Genomic DNA, 20770 nt, shown 5'->3' on the forward strand with positions numbered 1-20770 from the left:
TTCCGCGGCAATTTGCTGCGGAAAGCTTCGACACCGCACCCCTCCACCAAACAAATTTAAATAGAGTTACGGCGGCCACAGCGACAGGGAAACGCCCGGTCCCATTCCGAACCCGGAAGCTAAGCCTGTCAGCGCCGATGATACTGCCCCTACGGGTGGAAAAGTAGGACACCGCCGAACATACACAAAAACACCCCCGGCAACGGGGGTGTTTTTGCATTTGCGCCCAAACCATTGGGGCGCCGGCATTTATAGACATATGTCGACGCGCGCGAGGGATCGCAGTGTGCGGTTTGCCTTGGCCGGCGACACGGGGTGGGCGGTGGGCGGACCACGGTGCAGCATCCGAACCTCCGTCGCCACACCGCGTGTCGACGTGCGCACGCGGCGCCCGGGAGGGGTGCAGCGCCCGTCTGGTCGATTCGAACGTCGTTGCCCTGAACCGGGTCTCGACCGAACTACCCGAGATGTCGTCGTCTATCCGGCAAACGGCGGGCGCGCCATCACCGTCGGACGGATCCCGTAGCGCGGGCCGGTGCCGGCCGAACTTCCGCCGACACCCGCCAGCGGCATCCCGCCCAACAGGTTTCCGGGCCCCGACGTGTCCGGGGTGGTGATGAAGCGGCTGACCGGAATTGACGATGCCCCAGAAGGGGCCGCCGGGGTCGCGGCAGACCAGGTGGGCGGCACGGACAGCCCACCGACCGGTGCTGCAGAAGCCAGGCTTGCCGATATGGCGCTCCCACCACCCGTGAGGCCGCGCAGCGACGCGCCAACGGTGGGCAGGGCCGCGGCGGCCTTGGCTCCCTCGCTGGCCGCCTTGGCGGCAGGCGCCAAACCCTTTGAGAGCGAGAGGAAATGGGTCGACATCCCGGTAACGCGATACATCATCGCGAGGGTGTTCTGCGCGGGGCTGGCGTATTCGGCCCACATGTCGAACACGGGATTCTGTTCGAGCACCTCGGTGATCGGCGGCGGCGCCGTGTTCGCCGCGGGCGACGCGAGCGCCTGCAGCGTGGGCGGTACCGAGGACAGCAACTGCGCCTGCGTCGACTCTGCGCCGGCCGAGGTGCCGGCCGCCTGGGCGACCGAGGCGGCTTGCATGGCCTCGCCGGCCGGATTGGTGGTCTCCGTCGGCCGGGTGAACGGCGTCACTTGGGTCACCGGTGCGGCCTGGCCGGCGTACCCGTACATCGCGGTGGCGTCTTGCGCCCACATTTCGGCGTACTGCGCCTCGAGTTGCACGATGAGCGGCGTGTTTTGGCCCAGCACGTTGGTCGACACCGCCTGCGCGAGCTGGGTGCGGTTGGCTTCGATCAAAGGTGGGGGCACCGTGGCGGCAAACGCGGCTTCGTAAGCGCCCGTCGCGGCCCTGGCCGAGATCGCGGCCTGTTCGGCCTGCACGGCGGTGGTGCGCATCCACGTCACATAGGGTTTGGCGGCCTCGGCCATTTGTGCCGACGCCGGACCCATCCACTCTTCGCTGACGAGTTGCGTGATGATCGTGTCGTAGTCATTGGCTGCGGAATCCAACTCCGCGGCCAGCATGTTCCACGCCCATGCCGCGGCCATCATCGACGACGGGCCGGGGCCGGAATACATGCGCCCAGAATGGATCTCCGGGGGTAACGCTCCGAAATCCAGCATGTATCGCCCTCCTCAGCTGGACGCGGCGGCGTTGATGGCTTCGGTTGCCGCATACGAACCGGCGCCGAAGTGCAACATCCTCACGAAGCTGTCGTGAATCACCGTGGCCTGGGCGCAGACGGTCTGATACATCTGGGCGTGCGTGGCGAATTGGGCGGCAACCAGCACCGAGACCTCATCGGTCGCCGCGGGAACCACTCCCATCGTCGGCGCCGATGCCGCTGCATTCTGTGCGGCCAGCGCCGCGCCGATGGCAGCCAGGTTCTGGGCTGCGGCGGATAACGCTTCCGGCTGGGTGGTCACGAAGGACACGGTGAATTCTCTCCTCGCTGGTTCCGGTTTCAACGGTGTTGAACGGCCGCTAAAAGCCGCTCCTCCGCGAGGTTAAGTGCTGCGCGCCCAATAGTGTATGACCCAAGACAAATGTTCATCTTCAGCTAGATTCAGTTCAGATTTGTGAACTATCACGTACATATATGTTCTTACGATCACATTTGTGTACAAACGTCCACTCATGAAAGACAGCCGCCGCGGCCGAAGAACGGCATCGCGTTCGTGACTCCCTCGCCGACGGTGTCGGCTGCGCCGGACGGTACCCGCGCACCAGTATCTGACCACAGTTTCGGGCGGCGTTGGTGTGCGTGTGCCAGCCGTCGACATGACGAGGGGACCCATTAGTGGATTACGGGGCGCTTCCGCCGGAGGTCAACTCCGGGCGGATGTACGTCGGCGCGGGTTCGGGGCCGATGCTGGCGGCCGCCGCAGCCTGGGACGGGTTGGCCATCGATCTCTACACCACGGCAGCCTCCTACAGTTCGTTGATCGCCGAACTCACGGGCGTGTGGGTGGGCCCGGCGTCGGCGACGATGGCCACCGCCTCGGCCCCGTACACGGCGTGGCTGACCGCGACCGCCGCACAGGCTGAGCAGACGGCAATCCAGGCGAAGGCCGCCGCGGGCGCCTATGAGGCGGCGTTCGCGATGACGGTTCCCCCACCGGTGATCGCGGCGAACCGCGCGCAACTGATGACGTTGATCGCAACGAACTTCTTTGGTCAGAACCTGCCGGCGATTGCTGCTACCGAAGCCCACTACGCCGAAATGTGGGCCCAGGACGCAGCCGCGATGTACGGCTACGCCGCGGCGTCGGCCGGCGCCTCAACGTTGACCGCGTTCGACCAGCCGCCGTCCACCACCAACCCGGCGGGGCAGGGGGGTCAAGCCGCGGCGGTCGCCCACGCCGCCGAAACAGCCGCCGAGACAAGCGCCCAGCCCGGTGCGTCCTCGGCGCTGGCAAACTCCGGCTTAGCCGTGGGCGGAGCGGTGGAGGGATCCGCCGGGACAACCGGATCGTCCGCGTCGGAGTCCTGGAAGAAGTGGACAGGGCTGTATACCAACCACCTTGGTATGGCCTACAACCACATGGGCGACTGGGAGCACATGATGAAGATCTGGGAAGGCGCGGTGCCGGCCGCCGCCGACAGCAAAGGCCTGGCGGCCGCCGCCACCTTGCGCGGTGTGGGAGGAACGCTGGGCGGTGGCCCGATGTCCTCGGGCACCTCCTCGACGGTCTCGGCGGGTCTGGGCAGGGCGGCCACGGTGGGCCACTTGTCGGTGCCGCAGAGCTGGGCCGCCGCGGCTCCCGCGACAAGCGCGGAAACAGCGCCGCCGGCGGTCAGCAGCGTCAGCGCCGGCCCCGAAGCCAAGGGAAGCGGGTTGCTCCGCGGCATACCGCTGTCGGGCACGGGCCGGGGGGCCGGGGGCAAGATCGTCGGACAGCGGTACGGGTTCCGTCCGATGGTCGTGGCGCGGCACGTGGTGGGCGGATAAACGCTCAGGTTGCCGAAGGCGCGGGGCGGCCTATTCGCCGGACGTGAACCAGGCGACCTTGGCCTGCCAAGATCGCGCGGATCCGTAGGCGAAGCCGATGGCGCTCAGGCAGGCGCACAACCAGACGGGCAAGGCGATATCGGTGCCCGCCCAGGCGGTGCCGATTTGAATCACGCTCGCCGCCACCCCGAATCCCGCCGAGATCAGGTAGAGGTCGACGGTCGTCGTGGAGCGGGGATCCGTTCGCAGGATCAGCAGCACTCGCCCGGCGTAGGAGAGGAGGTAGATCATCAGGGCGCCCAGGACGAGCCAATAGGCCAGCAGCCAGAAGTCGGCTGGGGCCGCGAAGAAGTCAAGGTGATGGCCTTCGTCGGCGATGACGAACAGCACCACCAGCAGCGGAACCGCGACGCGCAGCGGGCGCGTGACGTGCTTGCGTAACAGTTCGCTCTCGTGGGTTTCGTCGACTAGGCGGATGAGCCCGTGCCGGATGATCGCCGTCACCGCGAAGATCCAGCAGATGTGGCCGAGCAGATGTTGGACGTTCCACAGCCCGAAGATGCGGTGCAGCGGGGGTCCGAGTGCGGCCGCCGCCCAGTGCGACATCAGCAGCACGGCACAGCCATGCAGGGCGATGTTGCGGGTCGCGCCGGCCTCCCATCGGGAGCGCCAGGTGTCGCGTCGGATCCACAGGCTGCACGCGAGGGCGGCCAGGGTGGCGATGATCAGTGCGGTTTTGATCATTCAGACGGTCCCGGCAGTGCCGCTCATACGGGCGGACTGTTGGGATCGGGGCGAAGGTCGCGCAGCCTGGGCGGGCCGGCCTGGGACTCCAGGTACTCGGTGACGGAGTCGGGGTCGATCAAGCCATAGCGGACTTGCAGGTCAATCGGGTTCAACCCCAAATACTTGGCCGCCCTGATCAAGTTGTCGGCGGTGATCAGCCTGCCCTCGCGAGCCGCCTTGTAGTACGCGGACTTGCGGTAGCCGAACGCTTCGTAGACCTCGGTGGCCGCCAGGGGCCGACCGACCAGATACGGCAGCACCACCGCCGGATCCTTCGCACTGTCGTCCACAAATATGGACGATAGCGTCGTACGACGGACCTCGCAAAAGAAACGCGACCGCGCCCGGCGGTTAATCGAACAGCGTTGCGCAGCTGTGGACCTTTTCCAGGTCCAGCAGGGCGCGTTTGCGCTGCAGGCCGCCGCCGTAGCCGGTGAGGGTGCCGTTCGCGCCGATCACCCGGTGGCACGGCACGACGATGGCGATCGGGTTATGCCCGTTGGCCAACCCCACGGCGCGCGCGGACCCTGGAGCGCCGATCTGCTCGGCGATCCATCCGTAAGACCTCGTCTCCCCATAGGGAATTGTCAGCAGCGCGTTCCACACGCGCCGCTGAAACTCGGAGCCGTGCAGATCGAACTCGAAATCGAAGTCGGTGCGCTCGCCGGCGAAGTAGGCGGCCAGCTGCTCGACGGCAGCGCCGAACGCCCGCGGGTTCGGCGACCAGCCGGCGCGGCTCGGCTCGTAGGTCTGGTCGACCATCCGTAGGTTCGTCAGCACCGAGCCGCGACCGGCCAGGGTGAGCAAGCCGATGGGGCTGTCGACGGTGCGGTACTCGATCATGCGACCTCCTGTGGCGGCCAATGGTTTACCGGATGCGCGAGGGTGGTCCAAAGGTATTGGGTGGCATACGAACGCCAGGGGCGCCAACGGGCACCGCGTTCGACGAGGGAGCGTTCGTCGGACGGCAACCCCAGCTGTTTGGCGGCCAGGCGCAGCCCGAGATCGCTGGCGGGGAAGGCGTCCGGGTCTCCGAGGCCGCGCATCGCGATCACTTCCGCGGTCCAGGGGCCCACCCCGGGTAGGGCGAGCAATTGTCTGCGGGCACTGTCCCAGTCGCATCCGGTGTCCAGCACGATGCTGCCGTCGGCGAGGCCGGCGACCAATGCGCTCAGCGTGCGCCGGCGGGCCTTGGGCACCGCCAGGTGGACGGGATCGATCTCGGCGAGATCCTCGACGGAGGGGAAGGTGTGGGTTAACGTTCCCCCGGCATCGGTGACGGGGCGTCCGTACGCGGCGACCAGGCGGCCGGCATGGGTGCTCGCGGCCCTGGTCGACACCTGCTGTCCGAGCACCGTGCGCACCGCGAGTTCGGCTTCGTCGACGGTGCGCGGGATGCGCTGCCCGGGCGCCTTGGTCACGACGGGACGCAGCTCGGCGTCCCCGCCCAGCGCTTCGTCGACCGCTTCCGGGTCCGCATCGAGGTCCAGTAGCCGCCGGCAGCGGGCGATCGCCGTGGTCAGATCGCGGAAGTCGTCGAGCACGAGGACGCAACGGACATGGTCGACGGCGGGCGCCAGGGTCACGATGGCGTTGCCGAACGGAAGGCGCAAGCTGCGCCGGTATGCGCCGTCGCGGACCTCCTCGCAACCGGGAACGGTGCCGGCCGCGAGATGGCCGAAGACGCCCTCGTAGGCGAAGGGTGTGCGAACCGGGAGCCGAAGGCACACGGTGCCAGGCGAATTGGCCTCGGACGCGGACCGTGCCGCGGCGCGCTGGCGCAGCGCGCTCGGTGAGCCTTCGAACACCGAACGCACGGTGTCGTTGAACTGACGGATGCTGGAAAAGCCCGCGGCGAATGCAACGTCGCCGAACGGCAGGTCCGTCGTTTCGATCAGCACACGGGCGGTCTGTGCGCGTTGCGCACGGGCCAGCGCGAGGGGGCCGGCGCCGACCTCGGCCTGCAGGAGCCGTTCGAGCTGCCGAGTGGTGTAACCGAGGTGGGCGGCCAGACCGTTGACGCCGTCGCGGTCCACCGTGCCGTCGGCGATGAGCCGCATCGTGCGCGCCACCACGTCGCCGCGCACGTTCCATTCCGGCGACCCCGGAGAGGCGTCGGGGCGGCACCGCTTGCAGGCCCGGAAGCCGGCGCGCTGGGCGGCCGCCGCTGTGGGATAAAACCGCACGTTGCGGGCGAACGGCGGGCGCACGGGGCAGCTGGGGCGGCAATAGATCCCGGTGGTGAGCACCGCGGTGACGAACCAGCCGTCGAACCGCGCGTCCTTGGACTGGACGGCGCGGTAGCAGCGGTCGAAATCGTCGTGCACGCTTCCAGACTTACACCCGCGCACCGACAAAACTAGCGGGAAAGCGACATCGTGGTGGGCGGGTGTGCCGGGGCGGCGCTTCGGCGTTGGTCGGCCTCACCTCGGACCGGCTTTCTTGTCGATTCGAGGTACTTAGTGCACGCGATGGTATTTACTGTGAGCCAACTCGCCGGCTCTGACGGCGTGGCCCGACGGGGTGAGTTCGGGGAAAGGCGAACGATGAAGCGGCTGGCGACGTGGTGGGGGCAGGACGACCACTTCGATTGGCTGACAGGCTATTTGCAAGCGCATGGGCTGAGCACCAACACCCGCAGGGTGCTGGCTGTGGTGGCGGCCTCATTGGTGCTGGTGCCCGTCAACGTGTACTGGGGCCCCGTCCCGTTGTATCCCCATGTGGCGCTGACGGTTTCCCTCGTGTCCGCCGTGATCGGACTGGGCATGACGGTGCTTTGGTTGAGCGGCTGGCCCACTCGGCGCCAGTCCATTTTTTACATCATGACCGGCTGCGTATCCATTGGCGGCGGCTGCCTGTGGCAGCCCCAGCCGCTCGTCGGGCTGATGTCCTGCTCGGCGCTCTCGGTGACCGGCGGCTATATCGCGTTCTTCCACACCACCAGGCTCATGGCGCTGAACTTCTGTGTGGCCAGCGCGATCGGGGCCTGGCAAGCGGTGCGCCTGGCGGCCGAGGGCCAGGCGGTGTTGGCCTTCACCGGCTACTTCTTGGTCCTGGAACTCAACGTCGTCGTTCCGCTTGCCATTCAGGTCGTCGTGCGCGCGCTGTGGGTGGATCTTTCGCGCGCCAACCGCGACCCGTTGACCGGCTTGCTGAACCGGCGCGCCTGCGACAGGGCGATCGTCGGGCGGATGCTCGCCGGCGCCCATCACATGTTCCTGGCCGTCGCGATGGTTGACCTGGACCGCTTCAAAGAGCTCAACGACACCCGCGGGCACGCCGCCGGCGACGAGGCGCTCATCGAGGTGGCCGGCACCCTGACGACCGCCTGCGGTGAGACCGCCATCGTCGGCCGCGTCGGCGGTGAGGAATTCTTGGTCGCCGACATCGTCACCGCAGAACAACTGCCGGAGTGGGGCCGAGACCTTTGTGACGCGATTGCCGCGATGAACGCATCGGTCACCGCCAGCGTCGGAATCGCCACCCTGGCGTTGCGCGGCGTCGTCTCGGACTATGCCGAGCACGCGTTCCACCAATTGGTGGCCCAGGCCGACACCGCGATGTATGAAGCCAAACGGTGCGGCGGCAACCAAAGTCGCCACCGCCAGGTGGCGGTCTGAGCCCGCCGAAAATTTACTGAGCGGGCGGAGCGGCGTCGACGAGTGACGCCAGCCGGGTGGGACGCTCGTGCCCGCGCAGGGTGACGGTGTCGCCCAATGACCAACGGGCGCGCTCGTTTTCGCTCGCACCCTCGAGGGCGTCGGCCGTCGCAAGCACCCGTCGGTGGTGCGACTTGGCGAGCTCGCACAGCCGGGCCGCCTCGTTGACCGGCTCACCGATGACGGTGTATTCGAATCGTTCTTTGGCGCCGACGTTTCCGGCGACGACTTGGCCCGCCGCCACGCCGATGCCGGCCTCGAGGTCGGGCATTTCGTCGGCCAGTCGCTCGGCGATACACCGCGCGGCCGCCAGCGCCGCATCCTCAGGGCGGTCCAGGCGGTTCGGCGCTCCGAAGATGGCCAGCGACGCATCGCCTTCGAATTTGTTGACCAGCCCGCAGTACCGGTCCACCTCCTCGACGACGATCGCGAAGAAACGGTTCAGCACCGCAACGACTTCGGCCGGAGGCCGGCTGGTCACCAGCTGCGTCGACCCGACGATATCGATGAAGACGACGGCCACATGGCGTTCTTCGCCGCCCAGCTTCGGCCGTTCGCGCTCCGCGGCCAACGCGACCTCGCGCCCGACGTGGCGGCCGAAAAGGTCACGGACACGTTCGCGCTCCCGCAAGCCATCGACCATGGTGTTGAAACCGCGTTGTAGCTCACCGAGTTCGGTGCCGTCGAAGACCACGAGGTTCCCTCGCAGATCGCCCCGCTCGACGCGTGCCAGCGCCGCGCGGACCACCCGCACCGGTGTCGCGGTGAGCCAGGCCAGAATCCACATCAGGACGCATCCGAAGATCAACGGGGCCATCGACACGATCAGCACGCCCACCGCGAACTGAGTCTGGGTGAGATTCCGCAGCACGAGCTCGAAGAAGGCCAGCATCATGATCCCGATGACGGGCACGGCCGAACCGAGAAACCAGACCACCATCGTTCGGCCCATGATGCCCGCCGCCAACCGTCGTGGCGGTGGCCCGGCCTCGAGCGCCTGCGCGGCGACGGGCCGCAGCGCGAATTCCGCGAGCAGATAACTAGCGGTGGCGACCACCACTCCGCCAAAGCTCACGACGAGCAGAAACCGCGGAATGAACTGCGTGTTGACCAGGCCGTACAGCGTCGTCAGCAGCGCCGTCCCGACACCCCACAACACGAGGTCGACAAGGGCGATGCGCCACGGGGCGACAAAGGTGTTGCGCTCGTCCTCTGCAGTCGGCTTGCGCTCTTCGATCGCCCACCGCAGGGCGATCACGGTCCGCCGGGTGATCCAATACGTGCCCCACGCCGAGGCCGCCACGATGTAGGCGGGTGAAACACCGAACGTGAGCCACGCCGGCGCGTCGTCGAACACGCTCGGCACCGGAATGGCGACCGTCACCAACAACAGCGCGACGGCGATGCCGATCAGGTTCGCCCCCAGCACCAGCACCGTCATGATGATCTGGATGCGCACCCGGCGACGGCCCTGGCTTTCCGACACCCGCCCGAGCAGCAGGGAGCCGTACGCCGGCGTCTCAGGAAGACGGCCGCTCTGACGGGTGACGCGCTCGAGCACCCGGCCTATTCGTTGCGCCAAGGACGTGTTGGCCGACATGGTGGCGTCAGCCTAATTTGTCGGTCACGCTCTAAGGTGAGTCGGGTGCGTCTAGTGATCGCTCAATGCACCGTGGACTACGTCGGCCGGCTCACCGCGCACCTGCCCTCCGCGCGCAGGCTGTTGCTGTTCAAAGCCGACGGATCGGTCAGTGTGCACGCCGACGACCGCGCCTACAAGCCGCTGAACTGGATGAGCCCGCCCTGTTGGCTGAGCGAACAGGCCGGTGATCACGCACCGGTGTGGGTCGTCGAAAACAAGGCGGGCGAACAACTGCGCATCACCGTGGAGGAGATCGAACACGACTCCAGCCACGACCTCGGCGTCGACCCGGGGCTGGTCAAGGACGGCGTCGAAGCGCACCTGCAGGCGCTGCTCGCCGAGCACGTGCAGCTGCTCGGCGAGGGGTACACGCTGGTACGTCGCGAGTACATGACCGCCATCGGCCCCGTCGATCTGCTGTGCCGCGATGAACGCGGCGGCTCGGTGGCGGTGGAAATCAAGCGACGCGGCGAGATCGACGGCGTCGAGCAGCTCACGCGTTACCTCGAGCTGCTCAACCGGGACAGCGTGCTGGCGCCGGTGCAAGGGATCTTCGCGGCCCAGCAGATCAAGCCCCAGGCGCGCACCCTCGCCGTCGATCGCGGGATCCGTTGTGTGACATTGGATTACGACAAAATGCGCGGCATGGACAGCGACGAATACCGGTTGTTCTGAAGCCTCGTCACTAGACTGATCGCATGCCTCGGCGCCGCCCACCGCCACGTCGGCAGCGCCCGTCAGCGCCGCCGGCGGCATTGCGCCGGGTGGAAATCGGGCCCGACGGCCACGAGTACGAAGTTCGTCCCGTCGCGGCGGCCCGCGCGGTCAAGACGTATCGGTGCCCCGGCTGCGATCACGAAATCCGCTCCGGCTCAGCACATCTGGTGGTATGGCCGATCGATTCGATCTGCGGGGGAGACGCGGGTCACGTCGAGGACCGCCGCCATTGGCACACGCCGTGCTGGGCGCACCGCGCTACCCGCGGTCCCACCAGGAGGTGGTCTTGAGTATCGGGTCTCAGGCGGCCGGTTCGACGAGCTCGATCAGAACTCCGCCGCCATCCTTGGGGTGGATGAAGTTGATCCGGGAGTTTGCCGTGCCGTGACGGGGCGCGTCGTAGATCAACCGCACGCCCTGCTCGCGGAGCCGCTCGACCATGGTGTCGAGGTCGCTGACCCGAACGGCCATCTGCTGGATGCCCGGCCCGCGCTTGTCGAGGAACTTCGCGATCGTCGAGGAGTCGTCGATCGGGGCCATCAACTGGATCTGTGCGGTGCCCGCCGGGGCACCCCGCACCGCCAGCATGGCCTCGCGGATTCCCTGCTCCTCGTTGACTTCCTCGTGCACCAGGATCATGCCGAGGTGGTCGTGATACCAGGCGATGGCGGCGTCCAGGTCGGCGACTGCGATGCCGACGTGATCGATCGCCGTCACCAGCGAGGTGGCCAGGATCTGACGGGCGTCAACTTGATCGGTCGTCATCACATAACGGTAACCTGGCGGCAAAGATTGCGCTTCTCCGGGAGGCCGAAACGGCCGTCGGGGGAGCGCCCAGCAGGCCTTAGGAGTAGTCATGACGACGTCGGTGATCGTTGCTGGAGCGCGTACACCCATCGGCAAGTTGATGGGTTCGCTGAAGGATTTTTCGGGCAGCGATCTGGGCGCCATCGCGATCGCCGGCGCGCTGGAGAAGGCCAATCTGCCGGCCTCCGCGGTCGACTACGTGATCATGGGCCAGGTGTTGACGGCCGGGGCGGGTCAGATGCCGGCACGCCAGGCGGCCGTGGCCGCCGGCATCGGCTGGGACGTGCCGGCGCTGACCATCAACAAGATGTGCCTGTCCGGAATCGACTCCATCGCGCTGGCCGACCAGCTCATTCGTGCCGGGGAGTTCGACGTGGTGGTGGCCGGCGGTCAGGAGTCCATGTCGAAGGCGCCGCACCTGCTGATGGACAGCCGTTCGGGCTACAAGTACGGCGACGTCACGGTCTTGGACCACATGGCCTACGACGGCCTGCATGACGTGTTCACCGACCAGCCGATGGGCGCGCTCACCGAGCAGCGCAACGACATCGACAAATTCACCCGCCAGGAGCAGGACGAGTTCGCTGCGGGTTCGCATCAGAAGGCGGCCGCGGCGTGGAAGGACGGCGTCTTCACCGACGAAGTGGTGCCCGTCAACATCCCGCAACGCAAGGGTGATCCGCTGCAGTTCACCGAGGACGAGGGCATCCGCGCCAACACCACGGCGGAGTCGCTGGCCGGCCTCAAGCCGGCGTTTCGCCGCGACGGCACCATCACCGCCGGTTCGGCTTCTCAGATCTCCGATGGCGCGGCAGCGGTCGTGGTGATGAGCAAGGCCAAGGCGCAGGAGCTGGGGCTGAGCTGGCTGGCCGAGATCGGTGCGCACGGTGTGGTGGCCGGCCCGGATTCCACCCTGCAGTCGCAGCCGGCCAACGCGATCAAGAAGGCGATCAGCCGCGAGGGCATCTCGGTTGACCAGCTCGATGTCGTGGAGATCAACGAGGCGTTTGCGGCGGTGGCGCTGGCCTCGACCCGCGAACTCGGCGTGAATCCCGACATCGTCAACGTCAACGGCGGTGCGATCGCCGTCGGGCATCCCATCGGAATGTCGGGAGCGCGCATCACGCTGCATGCGGCCCTGGAATTGGCCCGCCGCGGGTCCGGCTACGCCGTCGCGGCGCTTTGTGGGGCCGGCGGGCAGGGCGACGCCCTGATCCTGCGGGCGAGTTAGCCAGGGATCGGGGTTCGCTGCGACGTTGCTGGGGCGGTGCGGCCTGGAGAATTGTGTGATCTTCGTCATACGGGCCGATCACACCCCATTTTGAGGTGATTTCGGGCCCCGTCCACCCCCTGCCCGAACGCCGCCGCCACCGGGTGGATCGGTAGCCCGCGCGCATGACAAACTTGACGGCGTGACGCGTCCGCGACCTTCCATCGGCCCCGCACTGGCGGGTGCTGTCGATCTGTCCGGTCTCAAGCAGCGGGCGCAGCCGCCCGGCGCCGCTCCCGGCGGGCCCGCGCCGTCGACTGCCGAGGGCGGCGCCGGCATCACCGCGGTCACCGAGGCCAACTTCGAGGCCGAGGTTCTGCTGCGGTCCGAGGAAGTGCCGGTCGTCGTGCTGCTGTGGTCGCCGCGCAGCGACGCGTGCGTCCAGCTTCTCGACACGCTGTCCGGGCTGTCCGGCCAGGACAACGGCAAATGGTCGCTCACGACCGTCAACGTCGATGTCGCGCCCAGGGTCGCGCAGATATTCGGTGTCGACGCGGTCCCGACCGTGGTGGCGTTGGCGGCCGGGCAGCCGATCTCGAGCTTCCAAGGCGTGCAGCCGGCCGAGCAATTGCGCGGCTGGCTGGACCAAATCCTTTCCGCGACGGCCGGGAAGCTCAGGGGGGCAACGGGTTCCGCGGAGTCTGACGTCGTCGACCCCGAGCTGGCCGCGGCCCGCCAGCAGCTGGAAGACGGCGACTTCGAGGCCGCCAAGGCGTCGTATCAGTCGATCCTGGATGCCAATCCGGCCAGCGCGGAGGCCAAGGGCGCGATCCGCCAAATCGATTTCCTCACGCGCGCTACCGCGCAGCGCCCGGACGCCGTCGCGGTCGCCGACGCGGCGCCGAGCGACATCCAAGCCGCGCTCGCGGCCGCCGACGTGCAAATCCTCAACCAGGATGTCGCCGCCGCGTTCGAGCGTCTGATTGCCTTGGTGCGCAGCACATCCGGCGATGACCGCGCCCTGGTGCGCACGCGCCTGGTGGAGTTGTTCGAGCTCTTCGACCCGGCCGATCCCGAGGTTGTCGCCGGGCGACGCAACCTCGCCAACGCGCTGTACTAGAGCGCATTTCAGCTCCACGAACGTCGAGTTGTTGCGGCCGACAGCGCCGAAATCGCGCAACTAGTCCACGTTCGGCGCGCGGGTAAGTAGCCCTACTCCGGTTCCAGCCACAGGGCCGACGTCGGCGGCAACACCAGCACCGCCGAGGCCGGGCGCCCGTGCCACGGGTCCTCGGTGGCGTCGACGCCGCCCAGGTTGCCGATTCCCGTGCCGTTGTAGACCGTTGCGTCGGTGTTGAGCACCTCGCGCCAGCGGCCGGCTGACGGCAGGCCGAGCCGGTATCCGCCGTGCTCGGCGCCGGCGAAATTGAACACGCACGCCATCACCGAGCCGTCCTTGCCGTAGCGCAGGAAGCTCAACACGTTGTTACCCGAGTCGTTGGCGTCGATCCAGGAGTAGCCGTCGGGCACGGTATCCTGGCTCCACAGCGCCGGGTGGCTGCGGTAGATGGCGTTGATGTCGCGCACCATGCGCAGGATCCCGTTGGAGAATCCCTGCTCGTCCAGCTGCCACCAATCCAGGCCACGCTCTTCGGACCACTCCGCGTGCTGGCCGAATTCCTGTCCCATGAACAACAATTGCTTGCCCGGGTGCGCCCACTGGTAGGCGAGCAGGCTGCGCAGGCCGGCGGCTTTGACGTGATTGTTGCCCGGCATGCGTCCCCACAGCGTTCCCTTGCCGTGGACCACCTCGTCATGGCTGATCGGTAGCACGTAGTTCTCGCTGAACGCGTAGAGCATCGAGAACGTCATCTCGTGGTGATGATAGCTCCGATAGATCGGATCGCGGCTGATGTAGTCGAGCGTGTCATGCATCCAGCCCATGTTCCACTTCATCGAAAAGCCCAGGCCACCAAGGTTTGTCGGCCGGGTGACCCCGGGCCACGAGGTCGACTCCTCGGCGATGGTGACGATGCCCGGGGCGGTCTTGTGCGCCGTGGCGTTCATCTCCTGCAGGAACTGGACCGCCTCCAGGTTCTCCCGCCCGCCGTAGATGTTCGGCGTCCAGCCGCCCTCGGGACGCGAGTAATCCAGGTACAGCATCGACGCGACCGCATCCACCCGTAAGCCGTCGATGTGGAATTCCTCGAGCCAATACAACGCGTTGGCCACCAGGAAGTTGCGCACTTCGCGTCGTCCGAAGTCGAATACGTAAGTGCCCCAGTCAAGTTGCTCGCCGCGTTTCGGGTCGGAGTGTTCGTAGAGCGGGGTGCCGTCGAACCGTCCCAGCGCCCACGCGTCCTTCGGGAAGTGCGCCGGCACCCAGTCCACCAGCACGCCGATGCCGGCCTGGTGCAGGGCGTCGACCAGGGCGCGGAACTCGTCCGGCGTGCCGAACCGCGACGTCGGGGCGTAGTACGACGTCACCTGGTAGCCCCAGGAACCGGCGAACGGATGTTCGGCGACCGGCAGCAGCTCGACGTGGGTGAAGCCGTGCTCCACAACGTAATCCGTCAGCTCGCGGGCCAACTGGCGATAGTTGAGGCCGGGTCGCCATGAACCCAGGTGCACCTCGTAGGTGCTCATCGGCTCGAACACCGGGTTGCGCCCGGCGCGCTGGGCCATCCAGTCCGCGTCTTCCCAGGTGTACTTGCTGCGTGTCACCCGGGAGGCCGTGTGCGGGGGCACCTCGGTGGCAAAGGCCATGGGGTCGGCGCGCTCGGTCACGACTCCGTCGGCGCCGTGGACGCGGAACTTGTAGAGCCCCTCGAGCGGAAAGCCGGGCCAGAACAGCTCCCACACACCCGACGAGCCCAGCACCCGCATCGGGGCTTCGTTACCGGTCCAGCCGTTGAACTCGCCGATCAGGCTGACGCCCTTGGCGTTGGGCGCCCACACCGCGAACGACACCCCATTGACGACGCCGTCGGCGGTGGTGAACGAGCGGGGGTGTGCGCCAAGGACTTCCCAGAGTCGTTCGTGGCGCCCTTCGGCGAACAGGTGCAGATCGACCTCGCCCAGGGTGGGCAAGAAACGGTAAGCGTCGGCGACGACGTGCGGGTCGGAACCTTCGTAGGTGATGCGTAGGCGGTAGTCGATCAGGTTGGTGAACGGCAGCGCCACGGCGAACAGGCCGGATTCGACGTGCTGCATCGGGAATCGATCATCGCCGACGAGGGCGACGACTTCGACCGCGTGCGGGCGGTACGCCCGAATGACGGTGTGGTCGCCGTATTCGTGTGCCCCCAGCACGCCGTGCGGGTTGTAGTGTGTGCCGGCGACCAGGCGCGACAGATCGGCAGGATCGGGCGCCAGGTGCGTCCGAGCGAGTTGGTCGGCTTGGCTCATGTCCCTATCGCCTCCGGTCCGTTTCATGTCCCGTCTCAATGCCTGCGCAGCAGTGTCATGCGAGCGTCATGCGGCACGAGCGGCATGTTGATGATGTGCGCGACCGCCTGGCCAGGATCGATGCGAACGTAATTGGCTTGCCCCCATTGGAATTCCTGGCCGGTGATCTCATCGCGCACCCAAAACCGCTCGTAGGGCTCCATACCCAGTGCGGCCATATCCAAAAACAGCGTCGCTTCCTCGGGGCCGAACGCGTTGAGGGTCACCACCACCAACACGCAGTCGCCCGTGGCCGGGTCGAACTTGCTGTAGGCGAGCAGCGCGTCGTTGTCCACGCTGTGGAAATGGATGGTGCGCAGCTGCTGCAGCGCGGGGTGGACCCGGCGAATCGCGTTGAGCTGCGTGATGAACGGCTCGAGCGAGCGTCCTTCGGCGAGCGCACCCGCGAAATCGCGAGGCCGCAATTCGTACTTCTCCGAGTCCAGGTACTCCTCGCTGCCTTCCCGCACCGCGCGGTGCTCGAAGAGCTCGTAGCCCGAGTACACGCCCCAGGCGGGCCCCATGGTCGCGGCCAGCACCGCGCGCACGGCGAACATGCCGGGCCCGTTGTGCTGCAAGATCGCGTGCAGGATGTCGGGGGTGTTGACGAACAGGTTTGGCCGGCGGAAGTCGGCGAGCGCGGCGATGTCGGTGCCGAATTCGGTCAGCTCCCACTTCGCCGTGCGCCAGGTGAAGTAGCTGTACGACTGCGTGAATCCCAGTTTGGCGAGCCCGTACTGGCGGGCCGGTGGCGTGAAGGCTTCGGAGAGAAACAGCACATCGGGGTCGATGGCCTTCACCGCGGCGATCAACCACGCCCAGAAATCCGGCGGCTTGGTGTGCGGGTTGTCGACGCGAAAGAACTTGACGCCGTGGTCCATCCAATGCCGGACGACGCGCAGCACCTCGTCGTAGAGGCCGGCCGGGTCGTTGTCGAAGTTGATCGGGTAGATGTCCTGGTACTTCTTCGGCGGGTTCTCCGCGTAGGCGATGGTGCCGTCGGGCAATTCGGTGAACCAGTTGCGGTGGCTACGCGCCCAAGGATGGTCCGGTGCGCATTGAAGAGCGAGGTCCAGCGCCACCTCCATGCCCAATTCGCGTGTTGCGGCGACGAACGCGTCGAAGTCCTCGATCGTGCCCAAATCCGGGTGGACGGCGTCGTGGCCGCCCTCGTCGCTGCCGATCGCCCAGGGGGACCCCACATCTCCGGGGGCGGCGGTGGGTGAGTTGTTGCGCCCCTTGCGATGTACCTTGCCGATCGGATGGATCGGCGGCAGGTAGACGACGTCGAATCCCATTGCCGCGATGCGCGGAAGCGCGGCGGTTGCCGTGGCGAATGTGCCGTGCACGGGGTTGCCGTCGGCGTCCCACCCGCCCGTCGAGCGGGGAAACATCTCGTACCAGGAGCCGAACCGGGCCAACGGCCGGTCCACCCAGACGCTGTACTGCTCGCCCCGGGTGACGAAATCGCGGAGCGGGTAGTCCGCCAGGATCTCTTCGATCTCCGGGCTCAGCGCTAGCGCGGTTCGGGTGACCGGGTCCCCAGGGGTGCGCAGCGCTGCGGCGGCGGCCAGCAGCGGTTCGCGCCGGGCCCGCGGCACCTCCGCGGCGGCGCGCTCGAACAACCCGGCACCGACGAGAAGATCGTTGGACAGTTCCTTCTCGCCCTGACCGGCGTCCAGTTTGGCGACCAACCCGTGTCGCCAGGAGTGGATCGGATCGCCCCACCCGTCGACGCGGAAGGTCCACAGCCCGACCTGGTCGGGGGTGAACTGGCCGTGGAACACATAGGGTTCCAGACCCATCGTCATCGGCAACGCCAGCGGCTTGATCCGTTGCTGGTCAGCCTTGCCGTCGCGGTCGGTGACCGGCTTTGCCGGGGCCTGAACCGCTTTGACGCGGCGAGTCTCCGTTACTTGCGGATAGCCTGGCCCGAGGTAGCGCACGACCAGGGTTGCCGCCACGGCCTCGTGGCCTTCGCGCCATACCGCGGCGCTGACCGGCACGACCTCGCCGACCACAGCTTTCGCGGGATACGCGCCACAGGAAACGACCGGCTGGACGCTATCGATCTCGACACGACCGGGCACCACCACTCCGTTCCGATTTTCCCGCTTCCTCCGCGTCCCGCGCCGCGGGCCGCATCGTCACCGGGAGCGTTCCGATTGTGTGCGGCCAATCCGGGTGTGCTCCCCGCGGAACGCCGCTCGTCGGGAAACTTCCTGTCGTGGGGAACTTTCTGTGCGGGGAGGCATCGTTGCGACCCCGATAACTAACCGATACCCACCCTAGTCTTCGGTCACACCCCGCTGCGGAAAAGCGGTCTTTCCCGCCGCCGTGCGCGGGGCGGAATCCTCAGTAAGGTAGGGACGCGTGAAAGCCCTCCGCCGGTTTACCGTCCGTGCTCATCTTCCCGAGCGTTTGACCGCGCTGGACCAGCTCTCGACCAACCTGCGTTGGTCGTGGGACAAGCCGACGCAGGATTTCTTCGCGACGATCGATCCCGACCTCTGGGACCGGTGTGGCCGTGACCCGGTGGCGTTGCTGGGCGCGGTGAACCCGGCGCGGCTCGACGCGTTGGCGATCGATGAGGCGTTCCTTCGCCGGCTCGACGAGCTGACCGCCGATCTGAACGATTACCTGACCCGCCCGCTGTGGTACCAGCAACAGCAGGAACACGGGGCCGAAATGCCGGCGGCCGTCGCCTACTTCTCGATGGAGTTCGGCATCGCCGAAGTGCTGCCGAACTACTCCGGCGGGTTGGGAATCCTTGCGGGTGACCACCTGAAGTCCGCATCGGATTTGGGCGTGCCGTTGGTGGCGGTGGGCCTCTACTACCGCTCCGGCTACTTCCGGCAGTCGTTGACCGCCGACGGGTGGCAGCACGAGAACTACCCGTCGCTGGACCCGCAGGGGCTGCCGCTGCGGCTGCTGACCGATGCCACCGGCGATCCCGCCCTGGTCGAGCTGATGCTGCCGGACTCCGCGCAGTTGCATGCCCGGATCTGGGTCGCGGAGGTCGGCAGGGTCCCGCTGCTCTTGCTCGATTCCGACGTCCCCGAGAACGAGCATGATCTGCGCGGCGTCACCGACCGCCTGTACGGGGGCGATCAGGAACATCGGATGAGGCAGGAGATCCTGGCCGGCATCGGCGGGGTGCGGGCGATCCGCGCCTACACCGCCATCCAGGGCCTGCCCGCACCCGAGGTGTTCCACATGAACGAGGGGCACGCGGGGTTCCTGGGCGCCGAACGCATTCGCGAGCTGATGACCGGTCCGGGGCTGGACTTCGACACCGCGCTGACGGTGGTGCGCTCGAGCACCGTGTTCACCACGCACACCCCGGTGCCCGCCGGCATCGACCGTTTCCCCATCGACATGGTGCGGCTCTACTTCGACGACCATCGTGGCGACGAATCGGAATCCGGCCAGAAAGGCGCGGCGGCCGATGCCACGAGTGCGCCCGCGTTGCTGCCCGGGGTGCCGACGGCGCGCATCCTGGCGCTCGGCGCCGAGGACGACCCGGCCAAATTCAACATGGCGCACATGGGTCTGCGCCTGGCCCAGCGGGCCAATGGGGTCTCGTCGCTGCACGGCCGGGTGAGCCGGGCGATGTTCAACGAACTGTGGCCCGGATTCGACGCCGGCGAGGTGCCGATCGGGTCGATCACCAACGGAGTTCACGCGCGCACCTGGGCGGCGCCGCAGTGGCTGCAGCTGGGCTACGAGCTGGCCGGGTCGGATTCGTTCAGCGATCCGGGGGTGTGGTTGCGCCTGCAGCAGGTCGATGCGGGCCACCTGTGGTGGATTCGCTCACAATTGAGGTCTCTGCTGGTCGACGACGTGCGGCGCAGGCTGCGCCGCTCATGGCTGGAACGTGGCGCCTCGGATGCCGAATTAGGTTGGATAGCAACGGCTTTCGATCCAGAAGTGCTGACCATCGGGTTCGCTCGGCGGGTGCCGACGTACAAGCGGTTGACGCTGATGCTGCGGGATCCGGATCGGCTGGAACAGCTGCTCCTGGATAGCGAACGGCCGATTCAGCTGATCGTTGCCGGTAAGTCGCACCCGGCCGACGACGGCGGCAAGGCGCTGATCCAGCAGGTGGTGCGGTTTGCCGACCGGCCCGAGGTGCGGCACCGCATCGCGTTTTTGCCCGACTACGACATGTCCATGGCCAGGCTGCTGTATTGGGGCTGCGACGTCTGGCTGAACAACCCGCTGCGGCCGCTGGAGGCCTGTGGCACTTCGGGAATGAAGAGCGCACTCAACGGCGGGCTGAACCTGTCCATCCGCGACGGCTGGTGGGATGAATGGTACGACGGCGAAAACGGTTGGGAGATACCGTCTGCCGACGGTGTGGCCGATGAGGGGCGCCGCGACGACCTCGAATCCAGCGCGCTCTACCGGCTGCTGGAAGAAGCCGTGGCACCGAAGTTCTACGAGCGCGACGAACGCGGGGTGCCACCCCGCTGGATCGAAATGGTGCGCCACACCCTGCAGACGCTCGGCCCGAAGGTCCTCGCTTCCCGCATGGTGCGCGACTATGTCGAGCAGTACTACACGCCCGCGGCCCAATCGCTGCGCAAGACGATCGCACCCGACGACGCGGGCGGCGGCGAGTTCGGCGCCGCCCGCGAGCTGGCGGCCTATCGCCGGCGCGCTTACGAGGCGTGGCCGAAGATCGTGATCACCGACGTCGACAGCACCGGCCTGCCGGACAGTCCCGTGCTCGGTTCCAAGCTGACCCTGACCGCCACCGTGCAGCTGGCCGGGCTGGCACCCGACGAGGTCACGGTCCAGGCGGTGGTCGGCCGGGTCGACGCCAGCGATGCGCTGCTGGAACCGGTCACCGTCGAGATGTCGTACACCGGCACCGCCGAGGGCGGCAACCAGGTGTTCTCGACGACGACGCCGCTGCCGTTGGCGGGATCGGTCGGCTACACCGTGCGCGTGCTGCCCCGCCATCCGATGCTGGCCGCCGGCAACGAGCTCGGTCTGGTCACCCTGGCCCGGTGATCGGTGC

At 67.3% G+C, this 20770-nt stretch carries 17 protein-coding genes and 1 rRNA gene; 8 read left to right on the top strand and 10 right to left on the bottom strand.

All coding sequences use genetic code 11. The features are described 5' to 3' along the window. The first annotated feature begins 67 nt into the window (after positions 1 to 67). Positions 68 to 180, top strand: a 5S ribosomal RNA gene (rrf, locus tag JF781_RS01970). A 297-nt stretch (positions 181 to 477) separates the two neighbouring features. Here the strand turns inward: rrf and JF781_RS01975 are convergent. Beyond that, a complete protein-coding gene (locus JF781_RS01975) occupies positions 478 to 1647 on the bottom strand; it encodes a PPE family protein (protein WP_304621345.1) in 1170 nt (389 codons plus the stop codon). A gap of 12 nt (positions 1648 to 1659) precedes the next feature. Continuing rightward, positions 1660 to 1959, bottom strand: coding sequence for a PE family protein (locus tag JF781_RS01980; protein ID WP_225326703.1), 300 nt, complete (start codon positions 1957 to 1959; stop codon positions 1660 to 1662). A 365-nt stretch (positions 1960 to 2324) separates the two neighbouring features. Here JF781_RS01980 and JF781_RS01985 point away from each other — a divergent pair, with 365 nt between their 5' ends. Next, positions 2325 to 3476 carry a PPE family protein gene (locus JF781_RS01985; protein ID WP_225326702.1) on the top strand — a complete coding sequence of 384 codons (1152 nt, stop codon included), beginning with the start codon at positions 2325 to 2327 and terminating at the stop codon, positions 3474 to 3476. Between the two features lie 30 nt (positions 3477 to 3506). Here JF781_RS01985 and JF781_RS01990 read toward each other — a convergent pair whose 3' ends face one another. The 4 genes from JF781_RS01990 to JF781_RS02005 form a co-directional block, all read right to left on the bottom strand. After that, positions 3507 to 4220 carry a hypothetical protein gene (locus JF781_RS01990; protein ID WP_225326701.1) on the bottom strand — a complete coding sequence of 238 codons (714 nt, stop codon included), beginning with the start codon at positions 4218 to 4220 and terminating at the stop codon, positions 3507 to 3509. A 23-nt stretch (positions 4221 to 4243) separates the two neighbouring features. Next, complete coding sequence (locus JF781_RS01995) at positions 4244 to 4552, bottom strand: hypothetical protein (protein WP_225326700.1); 309 nt, start codon at positions 4550 to 4552, stop codon at positions 4244 to 4246. 61 nt (positions 4553 to 4613) lie between these two features. Continuing rightward, the gene (locus JF781_RS02000) at positions 4614 to 5105 is read right to left on the bottom strand and encodes a methylated-DNA--[protein]-cysteine S-methyltransferase (protein ID WP_225326699.1); all 492 of its coding nucleotides are present in this window, start codon (positions 5103 to 5105) and stop codon (positions 4614 to 4616) included. After that, positions 5102 to 6589: a DNA-3-methyladenine glycosylase 2 family protein gene (locus tag JF781_RS02005; protein WP_225326698.1), complete on the bottom strand. Its 1488-nt coding sequence runs from the start codon at positions 6587 to 6589 to the stop codon at positions 5102 to 5104. Before JF781_RS02005 ends, JF781_RS02000 begins: the two co-directional genes overlap by 4 nt. 219 nt (positions 6590 to 6808) lie before the next feature. Here JF781_RS02005 and JF781_RS02010 point away from each other — a divergent pair, with 219 nt between their 5' ends. Then, the gene (locus JF781_RS02010; RefSeq protein WP_225326697.1) at positions 6809 to 7882 is read left to right on the top strand and encodes a GGDEF domain-containing protein; all 1074 of its coding nucleotides are present in this window, start codon (positions 6809 to 6811) and stop codon (positions 7880 to 7882) included. Between the two features lie 13 nt (positions 7883 to 7895). On the opposite strand, the gene JF781_RS02015 is transcribed toward JF781_RS02010, so the two are convergent. After that, entirely contained in the window at positions 7896 to 9521 is a 1626-nt protein-coding gene (locus tag JF781_RS02015) for an adenylate/guanylate cyclase domain-containing protein (RefSeq protein ID WP_225326696.1), read from the bottom strand. A gap of 45 nt (positions 9522 to 9566) precedes the next feature. Here JF781_RS02015 and nucS point away from each other — a divergent pair, with 45 nt between their 5' ends. Beyond that, complete coding sequence (nucS, locus tag JF781_RS02020; RefSeq protein ID WP_225326695.1) at positions 9567 to 10238, top strand: endonuclease NucS; 672 nt, start codon at positions 9567 to 9569, stop codon at positions 10236 to 10238. A 23-nt stretch (positions 10239 to 10261) separates the two neighbouring features. Beyond that, positions 10262 to 10570, top strand: a complete 309-nt coding sequence (locus JF781_RS02025) for a hypothetical protein (protein ID WP_225326694.1) — start codon at positions 10262 to 10264, stop codon at positions 10568 to 10570. 10 nt (positions 10571 to 10580) lie between these two features. Here the strand turns inward: JF781_RS02025 and mce are convergent, their stop codons facing one another. After that, the gene (gene mce, locus JF781_RS02030; RefSeq protein WP_225326693.1) at positions 10581 to 11048 is read right to left on the bottom strand and encodes a methylmalonyl-CoA epimerase; all 468 of its coding nucleotides are present in this window, start codon (positions 11046 to 11048) and stop codon (positions 10581 to 10583) included. An 88-nt stretch (positions 11049 to 11136) separates the two neighbouring features. On the opposite strand from mce, the gene JF781_RS02035 reads away from it, so the two are divergent. Both JF781_RS02035 and JF781_RS02040 read left to right on the top strand, forming a co-directional pair. Beyond that, on the top strand, positions 11137 to 12318 hold the full coding sequence (locus tag JF781_RS02035; RefSeq protein WP_225326692.1) for an acetyl-CoA C-acetyltransferase: 1182 nt from the start codon (positions 11137 to 11139) through the stop codon (positions 12316 to 12318). A 181-nt stretch (positions 12319 to 12499) separates the two neighbouring features. Next, positions 12500 to 13417 carry a tetratricopeptide repeat protein gene (locus JF781_RS02040; protein ID WP_225326691.1) on the top strand — a complete coding sequence of 306 codons (918 nt, stop codon included), beginning with the start codon at positions 12500 to 12502 and terminating at the stop codon, positions 13415 to 13417. A 92-nt stretch (positions 13418 to 13509) separates the two neighbouring features. Here the strand turns inward: JF781_RS02040 and glgB are convergent, their stop codons facing one another. Then, a complete protein-coding gene (glgB, locus tag JF781_RS02045) occupies positions 13510 to 15705 on the bottom strand; it encodes a 1,4-alpha-glucan branching protein GlgB (protein WP_225326690.1) in 2196 nt (731 codons plus the stop codon). 35 nt (positions 15706 to 15740) lie between these two features. After that, positions 15741 to 17834 carry an alpha-1,4-glucan--maltose-1-phosphate maltosyltransferase gene (locus JF781_RS02050; protein ID WP_225326689.1) on the bottom strand — a complete coding sequence of 698 codons (2094 nt, stop codon included), beginning with the start codon at positions 17832 to 17834 and terminating at the stop codon, positions 15741 to 15743. A gap of 283 nt (positions 17835 to 18117) precedes the next feature. Between JF781_RS02050 and glgP the strand changes: the two genes are divergently transcribed. Beyond that, positions 18118 to 20763 (top strand): alpha-glucan family phosphorylase, encoded by a 2646-nt coding sequence (gene glgP, locus JF781_RS02055; RefSeq protein ID WP_225326688.1) that lies wholly within the window; start codon positions 18118 to 18120, stop codon positions 20761 to 20763. The last annotated feature ends 7 nt before the right edge of the window (positions 20764 to 20770 follow it).

The organism is Mycobacterium sp. WUMAC-067, from assembly GCF_020217485.1.
Lineage (GTDB): Bacteria > Actinomycetota > Actinomycetes > Mycobacteriales > Mycobacteriaceae > Mycobacterium.